The sequence below is a fragment of the Nocardia heshunensis genome, from assembly GCF_054782115.1.
Genome location: NZ_BAAGTC010000002.1, coordinates 577,717 through 592,313 on the forward strand (window position 1 = coordinate 577,717; position 14,597 = coordinate 592,313).

Here is a 14,597-nt window from a genome sequence, read left to right on the forward strand (position 1 = left end):
GAAAAGCGCAAATCCCGTTCAACGAGAAATTCGCCCTTTACACACTGAAGCCCGGCACCTGTATTGGTGCCGGGCCGAATTGCGTTGCGGCCCCGAGGCTGGGATGGGCCGTAACGCCTATCGTCTTAGCTGGTCAGACGACGGTACGGGTACGCGTGCGCGCGTTGCGACGCTTCAGCGCACGACGCTCGTCTTCGCTCATACCACCCCACACGCCGGCATCCTGGCCCGACTTCAGGGCCCAGGAGAGGCAATCAGCGGTGACGGGGCAGCGAGCGCAGACCAGCTTGGCATCGGCAATCTGCGCGAGCGCCGGACCACTGTTTCCCACCGGGAAGAACAGCTCGGGGTCCTCGTCGCGACAGATGGCCTTGTGGCGCCAGTCCATTCCTCTGCTCCTTTGCTAGGGCGCGCGCATGGCGCTGCCCCTTAGGTTTGTGGTCCGTTCACTTGTGCGACTCGAATGTTTCCGCACGGTTGCTTGTGAATGCTTTCACGAACACCGTAGATGTCAATAGATACCTGGTGCACCGTGGGGAAGCTCACGCTGTAAGACCCCTACCCGGGGGTCCGCCGTGTCATTTGTACTCGGTCGAGCGGGTTTTCGCAGCGCAACAGCGATGTTTCTCAGGTGTGTCGAACCGGCTAGGGCTTCGGCGCGACCACATCGAGGATATCCGGGACGGCTGTGAAATTCACCATGTTGCGTCGTCCGATGAAGTCGCCGTCGATTTGCAACCCGATCGGTTCCTCCGCCGTGACCGTCACCGCCGGAACATCGTCCTCGCGAAACAATTTGTGGCCCTTGGGATCCGCATCGGCGGACAACAACTGGCGGGCGATCATGAGGGTCGGCAGGACGCTCATGGTGCGCATGGCAAACACCCCGAGACCCGATTCGAAGGTTGTCTCCGGGTTGGTGACCACGGGCGTGTTGTCGAGATAAGTCCAGGGACTGGCATTGGTCACGAATGCGTAATGCACGTCCATAACCGGTTCGTGACCCGGAATGTCCAGGGTCACTTGCGCGGCATGGCGTTTCGCGCGGAAGAACTGCTTGACCGTGGTGCGCAGATAGCGGGCGGGCGTGGCCGCCTTGCCGTTCGCGCGCTTGTCGTCGATGGCCTCGCAGACATCCGCGTCCAGGCCGACGCCCGCGCTGAAGGTGAACCAGCGATCATCGGCGACGCCGAGACCGATGCGGCGGTCCGCTTCGTCGGCGAGCAGATCGATGAGCTGATTGGTGGCGGTCACCGGATCCGGCTCGATGCCGAGCGAGCGCGCGAACACATTCGCCGAGCCGCCCGGAATGACGCCGAGGCGCGGCAGCCATTCGCGCTGCGGCTGACCCGGCAGCGGCAGGAAGCCGTTGATGGTTTCGTTCACGGTGCCGTCCCCGCCGTGCACGACGATCAGATCCATGCGGGTGTCGGCGGCCCAGCGCGCCAGTTCGGCGGCGTGCCCACGGTGCTCGGTCTGGCGGACGGTCAGCTGGGTGCGGGATTCCAGGGCGTGAGCGAGCAGATCGCGAGTGGACCGGGTGGTCGACGTGGCGTTGGGATTCACGATGAGGAGCGTCCGCACGTGATGCAGCCTACTGAGGTCCGTCGCGACTCGACCGCCCGGAGTCGGTCCCGAAACGGGTGGGCGGGTCCAGGATTCGACAACGACGCTCGGTCGTAGGCTGGGCGGGTGGCTGAGCAGAACAAGGGCGAGAACCCAGCGGCGGACGAGACCGAGGCGGTGCCGACGACGGTTCGCGTGGCGGGGGCGCTGGTCGCGCTCGAGGGCGCGCTGGGTCTGGTCGCGATGGTCGTGCTGATCATCGTCGGGGCGGACGGGCACGCGCAGAGCTCGAAGAACAGCTATCTCACCGCCGGATACGCGGCCATTCTCGGCGGCGCGGTGCTGGCGGCGGGGATCGGGCTGATACGGGGCAAGCGGTGGGGGCGGGCCATCGCGACGCTGACGCAGCTGTTGCTGCTGGGCGTCGCGTACTTCATGTTCACCTCGGACCGGATCGAATTCGGTCTGCCGCTGGGGCTGCTGGCCCTGGGCGCGCTGGTCGCCTTGTTCGCGCCCGCGTCGAACCGGTGGATGGCCGCCGGGTACGGGCTGGGGGAGGAGTAGGCCGGGCCGTATCGGCGGCTCAGTGGCCCACAGCCGCATTTTTGGACGCTCGCCCACCTCGGGTGAGCGAGCGCTTTGTTCGAGGCGTCAGTCGTCCGCGTGCGTCGCCAGTCGCGACAGTGCGGCACCGGTCAGTCGGTAGCCGGTCCATTCGACCTGATGCTCGGCCCCGATGGACTCGTAGAAGTCGATGCTCGGGGTGTTCCAGGTCAGCACCGACCAGTCGACGCGCGCGTATCCCTGCTCGACCGCCTCGCGGGCCAGCGTCGCCAGCAGACTCTTGCCCAGGCCGCGGCCGCGCGCCTCCGGCTTGACGTAGAGGTCCTCCAGGAAGATTCCGTGCACGCCCTTCCAGGTGGAGAAGTTCAGGAACCAGATCGCACAGCCTACCACGCCCTGATCGCTCTCGGTCACGTGCGCGTACAGCGCCGAATTCGGACCGAACAGCGCGGCCTCGAGCTGGGATTCGGTCAGCGTGCACTCGTCGGGAGCCTTCTCGTACTCGGCCAGATCGTGGACGAGTCCTACCAGTGCCGGAACATCGGCGGGGGTGGCGCGGCGGATCATTCGGCGGCCCCTTCCTGTGGGTCGAGTGGCGCAACCAGGTTGTGGGTGAGCACGGTTCGCGCCTGATGGTCGTGTCCCAGCACGGTAACCGCGGCGGTGGACAGGAAGAATCGGCGGCCTTCGATCACCTCGAATTCGCACCAGCGGGCAATGAGCACGCGGGAGAAGTGACCGTGGCCGACGAGCACCACATCGCGGGTGGCCAGTTCCGGGATGACGGTCGCCAGCACGTGATCGGCGCGCTTGCGCACCTGCTCGGCGGTCTCGCCCTCGGGGGTCTCACCGGTGAAGATGGTCCAGCCGGGCGACATCCGCTGGATTTCGGGGGTGGTCAGGCCCTCGTATTCGCCGTAGTCCCATTCGACCAGGTCGTCGTCGATGATGGCATGGCCGAGCCCGGCCAGTTCGGCGGTGTGGGTGGCGCGCCGGCGCGGGCTGGTCAGCACCAGCGGATGCTGTAAATCCAAGTCGTACAGCAGTTTTCCGGCGGCCTTCGCCTGTGCCTCACCGAGTTCGGTGAGCGGCACGTCGGTGCGGCCGGTGTGGCGGCGCGCCGCCGACCACTCCGTCTCGCCGTGTCGCAGCAATATCAATCGGAATTCGGCACCGCTCATGACAGCGATCATGCCGGACGGCCGGTCCGAAGTCGCAGCAGGCAGGCCCCGGTCTCAGGAGGCAGGTCCGCCGACGCCGTAGAGCTGGGTGCCGCGACGTTCCAGGAACATCTGGCCCGACACCGCCAGTGAGATGGGCTGACCGTGATAGTCGCTGCGCTGCACCGGGATCCGGGCCACCTGCGCGCCGTTGTTGGGATCCAGCGTGGCCAGTCCGTCGGCGACCGGGACGATGAGCTGCCCGGCCATCAGTGCGGGGGTGCCGAGCACCTTCGCCGCGCCCCACATCGGATCGAGGGTGCTGGGATTGAGGGCGATCAGGTTCTCGCCGGTGAACACGAAGTACCCGGTGGACAGCCGCGCGACCATGGCATCGTTCGTCATCGGACCCGAAAGCTGATGGGTGGCAACCAGATTGCCGTTGACGTCGTAGAGCGTCAGCACCGGCGGGGTGGACGCGGTGCCGGGCAGGTACAGCGCGATCCGGCTGTCGGACACCGCCAGCACCCGGGCCCCGTCCACCGCGCCGCCCGGCTCGTTGAGCACGTGCGAGCTGTATTCCTCGGGGGAGGTGCTGTCCTTGGGCGCGGGATTGAGAATCGTCAGCCGGTCGGCGGCGTCCTTCGGACAGCGCTCCAGCACCGCCACCCGGCTGGGCGCCGATTCGGCGGAGAGCAGCGTGCAGTCGCTGCGCGGCTGGGTGCGCGGATTCACCGGCGCGTCCACGTAGCCGTATTCGAGGGTGCGGACCAGATCCGAACGCCACATCTCCATGCGGTTGTCGCCGAGGGCCAGCACATAGGTGCCGTCCGGCCACAGCGTGACCTGCTTGTCCATATAGCTGGATCGCGCGGCCACGCGGGTGCCGGTCTCGGCATTGAGCAGCGTGGTCTGGCTGCAGCCGCGATCGTCCTTGTAGGTGGCGATGACGGTCCCGAACTGGACTTCCGCCTTGCACAGCGGAATATCCCGCTCGTAACGCCAGACCTGTTCGCCGGTGCGCGGATTGCGCCCGGTGACGGCGCCGCCGTCGGCGGTCACGGCCACCCCGCCCACCACCAGCGAGCGCATGGCCTGCGCATCGGGCTGATTCCAGAGTTCCTGGACCTGGGTGGGCACCGGCCCACCGACCGCGGGGGCGGGCAGATCGACCGTCGCGGACTGCGCGTGCGTGCCGCGCACGCCACTGGTCAACACCACCGCCACTGTCGCGATCGCCACCACAGCGGCAATCGCGACAGCGGTGAGAATATCGGCGCGCGTCCGCCGCTCCGGTGCGAGCACGACAGCGAGAGTAGCCGATCCGCGCCGCCCCGCGACGGCGGCGACCGCCTCCCGTCGCGGCAGGCGCGGTCGCTACCGGAGTGGCGACCGCGCCTGCCTGCGCTGATTCGGCGGTTATGCCGAGGCGGCCACCACGTCGGCGGTATCGGCGGCGTCGGCCTTCTTGCGACGGGTCCGCTTGACCGGAGCCGTGGCCTCACCGTTCGTCGCCGGTTCGGCGACCTCGGCGACGGCGACGGCTTTGCGAACCCGCTTGCGCGGTGCGGCCGCTTCCGCGGCCTCCGGCGCGGCCTCGGCGGTGGCCGCCACGGCCTTGCGAGTGCGCTTCGCCGGGGCCTTCGGAGCCTCGGCGGCCGGCGCGTCGGCAGCCTCCATATCGGCCTTACGAGTCCGCTTGCGCGGCGCGGCCTTCGGGGCTTCCGCCACGGCCTCGGTGACGACCTCGGTGGCGGCAGCCTTGCGAGTGCTCTTGCGGACCGTCTTCTTCGGCGCTTCGCCATCCGACACGGCGGTGTCGGCGACCTCGACGCTCGTGGCCTTGCGGGTCCGGCTGCGCGGAGTCTTCAGTACCGGCGCGGCCGAATCAGCCTCGGCAGCAACCGATTCCGGCGCGACCGCGGCGGTTTCGGCAGCGGCCTTGGTGGCGCGGCGGGCGCGCTTGACCGGTGCCTCGGCAACCGGCTCCGCGTCGGCCACGACAGCCTCGGACGTGACCGCCTCGGTTTCGGCCGCCTTCGTGGCCTTACGGGTCCGCTTACGCGGCGCTTCCTCGGCAGCGACCGGCTCGGCGACCAGTGCCTCGGCCACGGCGGCCGATTCGGGCCGGACGGCCTTGCGGGTGCGCTTCCGGGGCGCGTCCGTGGTGGCCGAGTCCGTGTCCGCGGCGTCGGCACCTGCGACCGGAGTTGAATTCGCCACAGCCGCAGGGGATTCCGCGGTGGCGGTCTTGGTGCTGCGACGCTTGCGCGGCGCGGTCGGCTCCTCGGTCGCGGCGGCCTCGGTGCTCGCGGCCGTCTCCGTCACCGCGTCGGCCTCCGCCCCGCGAGTCCGGGTGCGGCCGTTGCCGTTCGAGCCGCCGAACGGGTCGGCGGTGACGGCGGTCGCCGTGGTGGTCACGGGGGACTCGACGTGGGAGAAGAGTCCGGCCGGTGCGGTGGTCGGGGTGGTCGCGGCCTGGACCGCCGTGCCGTTGACCGGTTCGACGGTGGTGGTGTCGACCTCCGCCGAGCCGCGGTTGCGGCGGTTGCGGGTGCGGTTGCGGCGCGAGCCGTTGGTGGCCTCGGACGTGTCCGCGGTGGACGTCGACGAGTCCGTGGAAGCCGACGAGTCCGCGGTGGAAACCTCGGGTGCGTCGTCGGTTTCGGTGGCGGCTGCGGCCGTCACGGCGGTGTCGGCCTGGGCGTTGCCGCCCTTGCCGCGGCGGCGACGCCGCTTGCGGCGGCTCGACTTCTCCGGATCACCGGTCGAATCACCTTCGGCCACAGGGGCTTCGGTGGTCACGACAGTGTTCTCGACACCGGTCTCCGCCTGGCCGCCGCGGGTGCGGCGACGGTTGCGGGCACGCGGGGCGCGGCGTTCGCGGTCGACGACGACGGCTTCCTCGTCGCGGTCGCGTTCCACGGGCCGCTTGCGGACGATGCCGGTCACGCCCTCGGGGATGCCGAGTTCCGAATACAGGTGCGGCGAGCGGGAATACGTCTCCGCCGGTTCCGGGATGCCCAGTTCCAGGGCCTTGTTGATCATGCCCCAGCGGGTGAGCTCGTCCCAGTCGACCAGCGTCACGGCGACACCGGTCTTGCCCGCGCGGCCGGTGCGGCCGATGCGGTGCACGTAGGTCTTCTCGTCCTCGGGGCACTGGTAGTTGACGACGTGGGTGACGTCGTCGATATCGATGCCGCGGGCGGCCACGTCGGTGGCGACCAGCACGTCGATCTTGCCCTCACGGAACTTCTTGAGCGCCTTCTCACGGGCGATCTGCCCGAGGTCGCCGTGTACCGCGCCGACGGCGAAGCCGCGCTCGGCCAGATCGTCGGCGACCTTCTGCGCGGTCCGCTTGGTGCGCGCGAAAATCATTGTCGCGCCACGGGTTTCGGCCTGCAGGATGCGGGCCACCAGCTCGCTCTTGTCCAGCGCGTGGGCGCGGTAGACGAACTGTGCGATGCGATCGTGCACCGCGGACTCGTGGTGTTCCTCGGCCCGGATGTGGGTGGGCCGGTTGAGGAAGGTGCGGGCCAGGGTGATGATCGGGCCCGGCATGGTGGCCGAGAACAGCATGGTCTGGCGCTGCTCGGGAACCATATTGAGAATGCGCTCGATATCGGGCAGGAAGCCCAGGTCGAGCATTTCGTCGGCCTCGTCGAGCACCAGCACCTGGACCTTGCCCAGGATCAGGTGGTTCTGCTGGGCCAGATCCAGCAGGCGGCCGGGCGTGCCGACGACCACGTCGACGCCGGAGCGCAGCGCCGCGATCTGCGTGTCGTAGGGGCGGCCGCCGTAGATGGCGTGGACCCGGACCTTGGTGCCGGTGGCGTCCTTCAGGTACTTGCTGGCGTTCTCCAGGTCGGAGGTGACCTGCATGCACAGCTCGCGGGTAGGCACGATGACCAGCGCGCGCGGGGTGCCGTCCAGGGTCTTGGTGCCCGAGCCCTCGGAGGCGATGCGGTTCAGCAGCGGCACACCGAAGCCGAAGGTCTTGCCCATACCGGTGCGGGCCTGCCCGATGAGATCCTCACCGGCCAGCGCGAGCGGCAGGGTGAGTTCCTGAATGGCGAAGGTGCGTTCGATGCCGAGTTCGGCGAGGGCCCGGACAATTTCCGGCCGCACGCCCAATTCGGCGAAAGTGGGAGCGAGGTGAGTGTCGTCGAGTTCCGCGGTCAGCAGCGTCTCCGCCACACCCGGTTCCTGCTCTACGGTGATCTTGCTCAGGGTTCTTGCCTTTCCTCGTTTATCGCGTCTCGCGCGCACGAGGCGTGGGGCGGACCCGGACGGTCCGCGACGACCACTTGATCCGTTACTCGCCGCTGCTGGGATGCCTGTCCGGTGGATGGGCGTCGACCTGGCGCGGCGGTGCTGTGAGGCGGATCGGAGTGCGCGCACATTTTCTCTGGACTACGGGCATGAAATTTCCGCCGTCCGCGGAGATTGTAGCGTGATACGACCTTCGCCCTGATTTCCGCCACCGCTAATGTGCAGCGTTATTGCGCTGGTAGGCGTGCAAATCGCAGGGGTGGGCGGACCGGTCCACGGTTTCGCATTGGCGTTAATGATTGCGGCGCACCATAATTCGTCAGGAGCGGCCGTGCGGGCCTCGGGCGCGGCAGTTGAGTTGCTCACATGTGTGATACACGCTGTACCACTATCTGCGAAGGTTGTGCCGTGAGCTTGGCAGACACCGTGACTATCGCCGCCCAGAACCTGTGGGCACTGACCTTCGGCGAGGGCATCTCAGCCCCCGAACCGACCCCGTCGACGGTGCTGTCCGACGCGCCGCACCGCGAACTGCGCCGCTACGACGGCGCGGGTCCCGATGATCCGGCCGTGCTGCTGGTGCCGCCGCTGGCCGCGCCCGCCTTCTGCTTCGACCTCAGCCGCGAGCAGAGCCTGGCCCGCTTTCTGCTGGAGTCCGGCCGCGCGCCCTACCTGGTCGACTACGGCGACATCACCTTCGAGGACCGGCGCATGGGCTTCGAGACCTGGATCGAGGACATCCTGCCCGAGGCCATCCGGCAGGTGTCCGCCGATCGCGGCGGGCGCCCGGTCGATCTGGTGGGCTGGTCCATCGGCGGCACGCTCGCCCTGCTGACCGCCGCGGCCGACCAGACCCTGCCCATCCGGTCGGTGACGGCCGTCGGCGCGCCGCTGAGCTACGACCACATGTTCGGCGCGCGCGAGCTGCGCACCCTGGCCCGCATCGACGGCGGCCGGACCGCGACCGCCGCGATTCGCGCCGCGGGCGGCGTCTCCGCGCAGCTGACCCGGATCGCCTACCGCGCGACCGCCTGGGAACGAGAGCTCAAGCGCCCCTACTTCATTGCCAGCAATCTCGGGGATACCGCGACGCTCGCCCGAATGGAGACCATCGACCGGTTCCAGAACGCGATGCCGGGGTACCCGGGGCGCTTCTACAACCAGCTGTGGGGTCGGTTCATCCTCAACAACGACATCGGCAAGGGCGTGGTGCACCTGGCCGACCGGGAGATCGCGCTGGCCGAAATCACCCAGCCGGTGCTGCTGGTGGGCGGCCCGAACGACGCGATCACCGCGGCCGCCGCGGTCGAGCACGGCACGAAGACGCTGACCGGCGCCGCCGAGGTGCGCTACGAGACCGCACCCGGTTCCCACCTCGGCATTCTCATCGCCCGCGACACCACGTGGACGTACCTGGACAAGTTCCTGCGCGACCTGGCCTGAGGCCGATCACGCGTTCGGATACGGCCGCAGAGCGGGCCACGACTGCTGATTCAGCCGTCCCACACTGTATTTCGGGACGATGACGTCCACGATCGCGCGCGCGCGATGAGCTCGTACACGGCCTGGGTCGGGTGCGCGAGATCGCTGGTCGTGAGTGCGCGGCGGATGGCGGGCGCCGTTCTGTCGACCATGCCCAGGTACGGCACCGGGCCGTGATCCTGTGCCAGGGGCGTGAGCTGGAACGCCGCCTGGTGGGTCGAGACGTGCTGCATGAACTGGTCCATCTGCACGAAGCTGATGTTGGCCGGTGTCGCGCCGGGCCCGTCCTTCGGGCCGATGCCGGTGCCGGGTTTGGCGGCGCCGCTGTCGGGGACCGGTCGTTCGGCGGTGATCAGGTCGTTGAGACCGATCCAGAGGATGTGCAGGGTTGCACCCGGGAACTGGTCCTGGGACATGTTCCGTGCGGCCGGTGGTGGGTTCTTCAGCAGGGCGTTGGCTGGCCGCCGATCCATTCCACGACGAAGTCGGTCCAGTTCTTGCCGTCGCTGTAGCGGCCGACCTCGTTGGTGCGCATCTTTCCGAGCGCGCGGGCGAACATGCCCGCGGGGGATTCGCGCTTGATGCCGATATCGGACAGGCTGTCGCCGAGCACGACGAGGTTTTGAATCGGGATGGGCATGGGAAGCTCCCAACGACCGGTAGGTTTTGAATTTTCAAGTGGCACAAGGCCATTCGGGCAATTCGAGCGTAAGCCCGATGATGTGTCACCGATGGTTGAATACGCGTCATTTTCTGCCGCTAGGGTGGGGTCCCATGGGAGCAAACTCGTCCACTGCGCTCGGCGCTGCCTCAGAGTCTTCTGACGGCCGTATTTCCGCCGAACATCCCGGAGTCACCGACCTGTTCGCGGTTCTCGCCTACGGCGAGATCTCCGCTTTCTACCGTCTCGCCGAAGAGGCCAAGCTCTCGCCCAGCCTGCGCGGCCGGGTGGCCGTCGCCAAGATGGCGGGCAACGAGATGGACCATTTCAAGACCCTCGAGGCGGCCCTCGCCGATCGCGGTGTGGATGTCTTCGACGCCATGGCCCCGTTCGTGCGCGCCCTGGACGCCTATCACGCCTCCACCGACCCCTCCACCTGGCTGGAGTCGATGGTGAAGTTCTACGTCGGTGACGGCATCGCCGCCGACTTCTACACCGAGATCGCCGGCGCCCTGGCTCCCGAGGTCGCCGACGTGGTGCGCGATGTGCTGGCCGAGACCAGCCACTCCGAGTTCGTGATCGAGGAAGTGCGGACCGCCGTCGCGCAGAACCGCTCCGAGCGCGACCGGCTGGCGCTGTGGGGCCGTCGACTGCTGGGCGAGGCCATCACCCAGGCGCAGTACGTGATGGCGCAGCGCGATGAGCTGACCGAGTTGGTGCTCACCGCCACCGGCGACCTGAGCGGCATCGCGACGCTGTTCGAGCACATGCAGAACAGTCACGCCGAGCGCATGCGGGTGCTGGGTCTGGCCTGACCTGTTCGCTCCCGCTCGCACTGTTCGCTGACAGCGCAGGCGGTCGCGGCCGACGGCTGTCGCGGCTGCGCTAGCGTGATCAGGACAGCACAGGACTCTAGGTTCGGAGGTTGGCCGTGGAGGTCAAGATCGGCATTTCGGATAGCCCGCGTGAGCTCGTCATCAACAGCTCGCAGACGCCCGCCGAGGTGGAGGCGGCCGTGACCGGCGCCCTGCAGGGTGAGGGCGGCGTCGTGGCGCTGACCGACGAGAAGGGCCGCAAGTTCCTGATCCAGGCCAGCAAGGTCGCCTATGTCGAGATCGGGACCCCGTCCTCGGGTCGCGTCGGCTTCGCGGCTGTCTGATCCGGATCGGACCCTGCCTGAAACGGCTGAACCGGACGAAAAGAATTGCCCCGCCGAGTTTCTCGGCGGGGCAATTCCTATTTGATTGGGCGAGAGAATGTTTCTCTCAGTCGATCAATCGGATTGTCTCAGTCGATGGGGTGGAGGGGCACGTGCTTGAGCCCGCCCCAGCAGAGCGCGACGGTGGTATCCACCGCGTCATCCTTCGAAATCGGGCGATCCGCCTCGAGCCAGTAGCGCGCGCTCAGCTGGCTCGCGCCGACCAGGCCGACGGCCAGCACGCGGGCCCGGTAGGGCTCCAGCCCGGAGTCGTGCGCGACCAGGTCGAAGACCGCGTCCACACAGGCCTCGGTGGCCTGCTCGACCCGGCGCTGCACCTGCGGCTCGTTGGTCAGATCCGATTCGAAAACCAGTCGGAAGCCCTGGGTTTCGTGATCGACGAAGTCGAAGTACGCCTGCACGGCGGCGCGCACGCGCTGCTTGTTGCTGGTGGTGGAGCGCAGCGCCTGGCGCACGCTGGACACCAGGGCGTCGACGTAGTTCTGCAGCACGGCCAGGTACAGCTCGAGCTTGCTCGAGAAGTGCTGGTAGAGCACCGGTTTGCTGACTCCGGCGCACTGCGAGATTTCATCCATACCCGAGGCGTGATAGCCGCGCTGCACGAAGACCTCGCTGGCTGCGGCGAGTAGCTGTGCCCGGCGCGCCTCCCGAGGAAGGCGGGTGCCGCGCTTGCTCGTCGCCTCGGATGACATGCGGTGCGAAGTCATCCGGTCCACGAGGTCAGTCATTTCCGATCTCCCAGTTGATTCCCGGCGGGAAGGATGTTCACCGGGCGGTATCCACCGAACGATACTCGCTCGGGGGGCCGGTGCAGATCCAGGTTCCGAATATTGTGGCGTCGATTATGCGAGGCCGATCACAACTGTGTAGCACATCTTCCGAATTGTGAGATCTGCCCCATTGGGGTGAGATATCTCGCAGCAATACCGGCCCCCAACCCCGCGCCCGAGTGCATCGGCGCGCACTGTGAGAGTCTGTCTGTCGTGACCGACCATGGGGGTAGCGATTCCGGCGGGCGCGGAACTACGCGTCGGGGGAGACCCACCGGGCCGATCTACGATCCGCTCGGTTTGTATTCGGACAGCACCGTATCGCAGACCGGGCCGTCGGTATCCTCGGGAGCGCAGTCGACATCTCCGGTATCGCAGCAGGTAGCACCGGTATCGCAGCCGGTATCGCCGCATCAGCCGCTCCGGGCCACCTGGGACCCCACCGCACTGCCCACCGACGGCCCCACTCGGCAACGCCCCGACCGCGAGACCAAACGCCAGAGTCCATTGGGCCGCTTCGTGAACACCTACGGCTGGCGCGCCTACGCGCTGCCCGTGCTGTTGGTGATCACCATCCTGGTTGCCGTGGATGCCCTGCGGCACACCGGCGATGCCGATACCGGGCTCCCCGGCTTCGGTCATCTCAGCGAGCACACCGACAAGCCCAGCGGCATCATCGGCGGTGCGCCCAAGGGGGACGGCAAGTACGCCACCGACCTGCCCTCGGGCGCGGTCCCCGCCGGCGGCCCCTACACCGATACCGGTAAGGGGACCTGGCATGTGGTGCCGGGCACGACCGGTCAGGTGGGCACCGGCTCCGAGCACGTCTTCAACTACACCGTCGAGGTGGAGGACGGCGTGGACACCGCGAGCCTCGGCGGCGACGACGCCATCGGCAAGATGATCGACGCGACGCTGGCCAATCCCAAGTCCTGGACCCATGATCCGCGGTTCGCCTTCCATCGCATCGACACCGGCAATCCGGATTTCCGCGTCTCGCTCACCTCGCGCGACACCACCCGCAAGTCCTGCGGCTTCGAGATCCCGATCGACTCCTCCTGCTACAACGCCGATCTCGGCCGGGTGCTGCTCTCGGAGGTGCGCTGGGTGCGCGGCGCGCTCTCCGACGAGGGGGATGTCGGGTCGTATCGGCAGTACCAGATCAATCATGAAGTGGGACATGCCATCGGCTACCACGAGCATCAGCCGTGCGAGACCGACGGTGGGCTGGCCCCGGTGATGATGCAGCAGACCTTCGGGATCAAGAACAACGACATCGCGAAGCTCGATCCCGAAGGCGTGGTGCCGATGGACGGAAAGTCCTGCCGCTTCAACCCCTGGCCGTATCCGAGGGGTTAGGGGTCAGGCCGCCGCGGCCACCGGCTCGGCGGCCGGAACCGCCGAACTGCGTTGCCGGACAGTGACACCCAGGCCCACCAGGGCGCCAAGGCCCGCGCTCGCCGCCGTGGCGAGGATCGCGGCCCGGAAGCCGTGCTGGATCGCGACCGTCGTGCCGTAGCCGCCCGTGGCGGTGAAAACCGCCGAGGTGACCGCGATTCCGAGGCTGCCGCCGAACTGCCGGGTGGCGTTGTAGATGCCCGAGGCGGTGCCGATGGCCGCCGGTTCGACCGAGCTGATGGCGGCGTTCTGCACCGCGGGCATGGCGGCCGAGATGCCCACTCCGGCAAGCAACATCGGTACCACCAGCGCCGGATAGCCGGCACCGGTCCCGGCCGCCAGGGCGATCCAGCCGAAACCGACGGCCGCGAGCAGCAGGCCGCCCACCACCAGCCGGCGCTCGCCGACCCGGGCCATGCTCGACCCAGAGAGTGGCGCGATCACGAAAAGTGTTGCGGTCCAGGGCAGCAGGCGCAGGCCGGAGCCGAGCGGGCTGTTGTGCAGCCCGGCCTGCAGGTACTGGGCGAAGAAGAACGCGGTGCCGAACAGCGCCGCCGTCATGAGCACGCCCGCCAGATTGGCGGCGCTGAAACCGCGATGGGCGAACAGCCGCAACGGAATCATCGGCTCCCGGGCGCGCGACTCCCAGCCGACGAAGGCGGCCAGCAGCACCGCGCCGCCGATCAGTGCGCCCAGCACCTCGGCACTGGTCCAGCCGCTGGTGTTGCCGCGGACCAGGCCCAGGATCAGGCCGAGCACGCCGAGGCCGGACAGGATGACCCCGATGATGTCGACATCCCGTGCGGGCCCGGTGCTTTCGGCGACGAACCGCCGCACCAGCGGGATCAGCGCCAGGCCGATCGGCACGTTGAGCCAGAAGATCCACTCCCAGGTCAGGCCCTGCACGACCGCGCCGCCGACCACCGGCCCGCCGAGGATCGCGAGTCCGACGACGCCGGAGAAGATGCCCATGGCCTTGCCCCGCTGTTCGGGCGGGAAGGCCACGCCGACCAGCGCGAACGAGGCGGGCATGATCATCGCCGCGCCCGCGCCCTGCACCGTGCGGGCCGCGATCAGCCAGTCGATGCCGGTGCTCAGCGCGCAGGCGGCCGAGGCCGCGGTGAACAGGACCAGCCCGGCGATGAGCAGGCGCCGGCGGCCGAATCGATCACCGAGCACCGCCGCGGTGAGCAGCAGCACGGCCAGCGCGAGGGTGTAGGAGTTGAGCGTCCAGCCCAGTGCTTCCAGGGAAGCGCCGAGTTTGACGCGAATGGTGTTGAGCGCGGTGGTGACGACTAGTGCGTCGAGCCCCACCATGAGGGACGCCACCGAAGCTAAGGCGAGCGTCCAGCGCTGATGCGTGGTCATGGGGTGTTGCCTTCCGGGCGCAGAGGGATGTCACCGGTACGTACTCACCGCCCTGTGAAAACTCATCGCCCCCGAGGTCACGGACCCGCTCCGCTTGCCCACGTCCCCTCTCGGCGCTCGCGGGACGCCTGGACCGA

General features: G+C 68.2%; 14 protein-coding genes and 1 pseudogene. 5 read left to right on the forward strand and 10 right to left on the reverse strand.

What is annotated here, in order from left to right:
• Positions 1 to 133 precede the first annotated feature (133 nt).
• Together ACYVN4_RS02765 and ACYVN4_RS02770 are read right to left on the reverse strand one after the other, a co-directional pair.
• Positions 134 to 388 (reverse strand): WhiB family transcriptional regulator, encoded by a 255-nt coding sequence (locus tag ACYVN4_RS02765; protein WP_011211115.1) that lies wholly within the window; start codon positions 386 to 388, stop codon positions 134 to 136.
• A 257-nt stretch (positions 389 to 645) separates the two neighbouring features.
• The gene (locus ACYVN4_RS02770; protein WP_460717614.1) at positions 646 to 1,584 is read right to left on the reverse strand and encodes a diacylglycerol/lipid kinase family protein; all 939 of its coding nucleotides are present in this window, start codon (positions 1,582 to 1,584) and stop codon (positions 646 to 648) included.
• Positions 1,585 to 1,692: 108 nt separating this feature from the next.
• Here ACYVN4_RS02770 and ACYVN4_RS02775 point away from each other — a divergent pair, with 108 nt between their 5' ends.
• A complete protein-coding gene (locus ACYVN4_RS02775) occupies positions 1,693 to 2,130 on the forward strand; it encodes a hypothetical protein (RefSeq protein ID WP_460717615.1) in 438 nt (145 codons plus the stop codon).
• A gap of 87 nt (positions 2,131 to 2,217) precedes the next feature.
• On the opposite strand, the gene ACYVN4_RS02780 is transcribed toward ACYVN4_RS02775, so the two are convergent.
• The 4 genes and pseudogenes from ACYVN4_RS02780 to ACYVN4_RS02795 form a co-directional block, all read right to left on the reverse strand.
• Entirely contained in the window at positions 2,218 to 2,697 is a 480-nt protein-coding gene (locus ACYVN4_RS02780; RefSeq protein ID WP_460717616.1) for a GNAT family N-acetyltransferase, read from the reverse strand.
• A complete protein-coding gene (locus tag ACYVN4_RS02785; protein WP_460717618.1) occupies positions 2,694 to 3,311 on the reverse strand; it encodes an acid phosphatase in 618 nt (205 codons plus the stop codon). The genes ACYVN4_RS02780 and ACYVN4_RS02785 overlap by 4 nt, the downstream gene beginning before the upstream one ends.
• 54 nt (positions 3,312 to 3,365) lie before the next feature.
• Complete coding sequence (locus tag ACYVN4_RS02790) at positions 3,366 to 4,595, reverse strand: Rv3212 family protein (RefSeq protein WP_460717619.1); 1,230 nt, start codon at positions 4,593 to 4,595, stop codon at positions 3,366 to 3,368.
• Between the two features lie 1,365 nt (positions 4,596 to 5,960).
• Positions 5,961 to 7,520 (reverse strand): annotated as a pseudogene (locus ACYVN4_RS02795) (DEAD/DEAH box helicase); the annotation flags it as partial.
• A gap of 450 nt (positions 7,521 to 7,970) precedes the next feature.
• On the opposite strand from ACYVN4_RS02795, the gene ACYVN4_RS02800 reads away from it, so the two are divergent.
• Complete coding sequence (locus ACYVN4_RS02800) at positions 7,971 to 9,005, forward strand: alpha/beta fold hydrolase (protein WP_460717620.1); 1,035 nt, start codon at positions 7,971 to 7,973, stop codon at positions 9,003 to 9,005.
• Positions 9,006 to 9,055: 50 nt separating this feature from the next.
• Here the strand turns inward: ACYVN4_RS02800 and ACYVN4_RS02805 are convergent, their stop codons facing one another.
• Positions 9,056 to 9,517, reverse strand: a complete 462-nt coding sequence (locus ACYVN4_RS02805; RefSeq protein ID WP_460717622.1) for a hypothetical protein — start codon at positions 9,515 to 9,517, stop codon at positions 9,056 to 9,058.
• Positions 9,487 to 9,684: a hypothetical protein gene (locus ACYVN4_RS02810; RefSeq protein WP_460717623.1), complete on the reverse strand. Its 198-nt coding sequence runs from the start codon at positions 9,682 to 9,684 to the stop codon at positions 9,487 to 9,489. The genes ACYVN4_RS02805 and ACYVN4_RS02810 overlap by 31 nt, the downstream gene beginning before the upstream one ends.
• Positions 9,685 to 9,818: 134 nt before the next feature.
• Between ACYVN4_RS02810 and ACYVN4_RS02815 the strand changes: the two genes are divergently transcribed.
• Both ACYVN4_RS02815 and ACYVN4_RS02820 read left to right on the forward strand, forming a co-directional pair.
• Positions 9,819 to 10,520, forward strand: a complete 702-nt coding sequence (locus tag ACYVN4_RS02815; protein ID WP_460717624.1) for a ferritin-like fold-containing protein — start codon at positions 9,819 to 9,821, stop codon at positions 10,518 to 10,520.
• Between the two features lie 116 nt (positions 10,521 to 10,636).
• A complete protein-coding gene (locus ACYVN4_RS02820; protein WP_379362340.1) occupies positions 10,637 to 10,864 on the forward strand; it encodes a DUF3107 domain-containing protein in 228 nt (75 codons plus the stop codon).
• A 128-nt stretch (positions 10,865 to 10,992) separates the two neighbouring features.
• Here the strand turns inward: ACYVN4_RS02820 and ACYVN4_RS02825 are convergent, their stop codons facing one another.
• Positions 10,993 to 11,652: a TetR/AcrR family transcriptional regulator gene (locus ACYVN4_RS02825; RefSeq protein ID WP_379362339.1), complete on the reverse strand. Its 660-nt coding sequence runs from the start codon at positions 11,650 to 11,652 to the stop codon at positions 10,993 to 10,995.
• Positions 11,653 to 11,994: 342 nt separating this feature from the next.
• On the opposite strand from ACYVN4_RS02825, the gene ACYVN4_RS02830 reads away from it, so the two are divergent.
• On the forward strand, positions 11,995 to 13,053 hold the full coding sequence (locus tag ACYVN4_RS02830) for a DUF3152 domain-containing protein (RefSeq protein WP_460717625.1): 1,059 nt from the start codon (positions 11,995 to 11,997) through the stop codon (positions 13,051 to 13,053).
• Positions 13,054 to 13,056: 3 nt separating this feature from the next.
• Here ACYVN4_RS02830 and ACYVN4_RS02835 read toward each other — a convergent pair whose 3' ends face one another.
• Complete coding sequence (locus ACYVN4_RS02835; RefSeq protein WP_460717626.1) at positions 13,057 to 14,460, reverse strand: DHA2 family efflux MFS transporter permease subunit; 1,404 nt, start codon at positions 14,458 to 14,460, stop codon at positions 13,057 to 13,059.
• Between the last annotated feature and the right edge of the window lie 137 nt (positions 14,461 to 14,597).

What these genes read in the sequence shown, in the direction of transcription:
- ACYVN4_RS02835 (WP_460717626.1), bottom strand. Translation starts at nt 14,460, where the DNA reads ATGACCACGCATCAGCGCTGGACGCTCGCCTTAGCTTCGGTGGCGTCC.
- ACYVN4_RS02785 (WP_460717618.1), bottom strand. Translation starts at nt 3,311, where the DNA reads ATGAGCGGTGCCGAATTCCGATTGATATTGCTGCGACACGGCGAGACG.
- ACYVN4_RS02810 (WP_460717623.1), bottom strand. Translation starts at nt 9,684, where the DNA reads ATGCCCATCCCGATTCAAAACCTCGTCGTGCTCGGCGACAGCCTGTCC.
- ACYVN4_RS02805 (WP_460717622.1), bottom strand. Translation starts at nt 9,517, where the DNA reads ATGGATCGGCGGCCAGCCAACGCCCTGCTGAAGAACCCACCACCGGCC.
- ACYVN4_RS02765 (WP_011211115.1), bottom strand. Translation starts at nt 388, where the DNA reads ATGGACTGGCGCCACAAGGCCATCTGTCGCGACGAGGACCCCGAGCTG.
- ACYVN4_RS02825 (WP_379362339.1), bottom strand. Translation starts at nt 11,652, where the DNA reads ATGACTGACCTCGTGGACCGGATGACTTCGCACCGCATGTCATCCGAG.
- ACYVN4_RS02780 (WP_460717616.1), bottom strand. Translation starts at nt 2,697, where the DNA reads ATGATCCGCCGCGCCACCCCCGCCGATGTTCCGGCACTGGTAGGACTC.
- ACYVN4_RS02815 (WP_460717624.1), top strand. Translation starts at nt 9,819, where the DNA reads ATGGGAGCAAACTCGTCCACTGCGCTCGGCGCTGCCTCAGAGTCTTCT.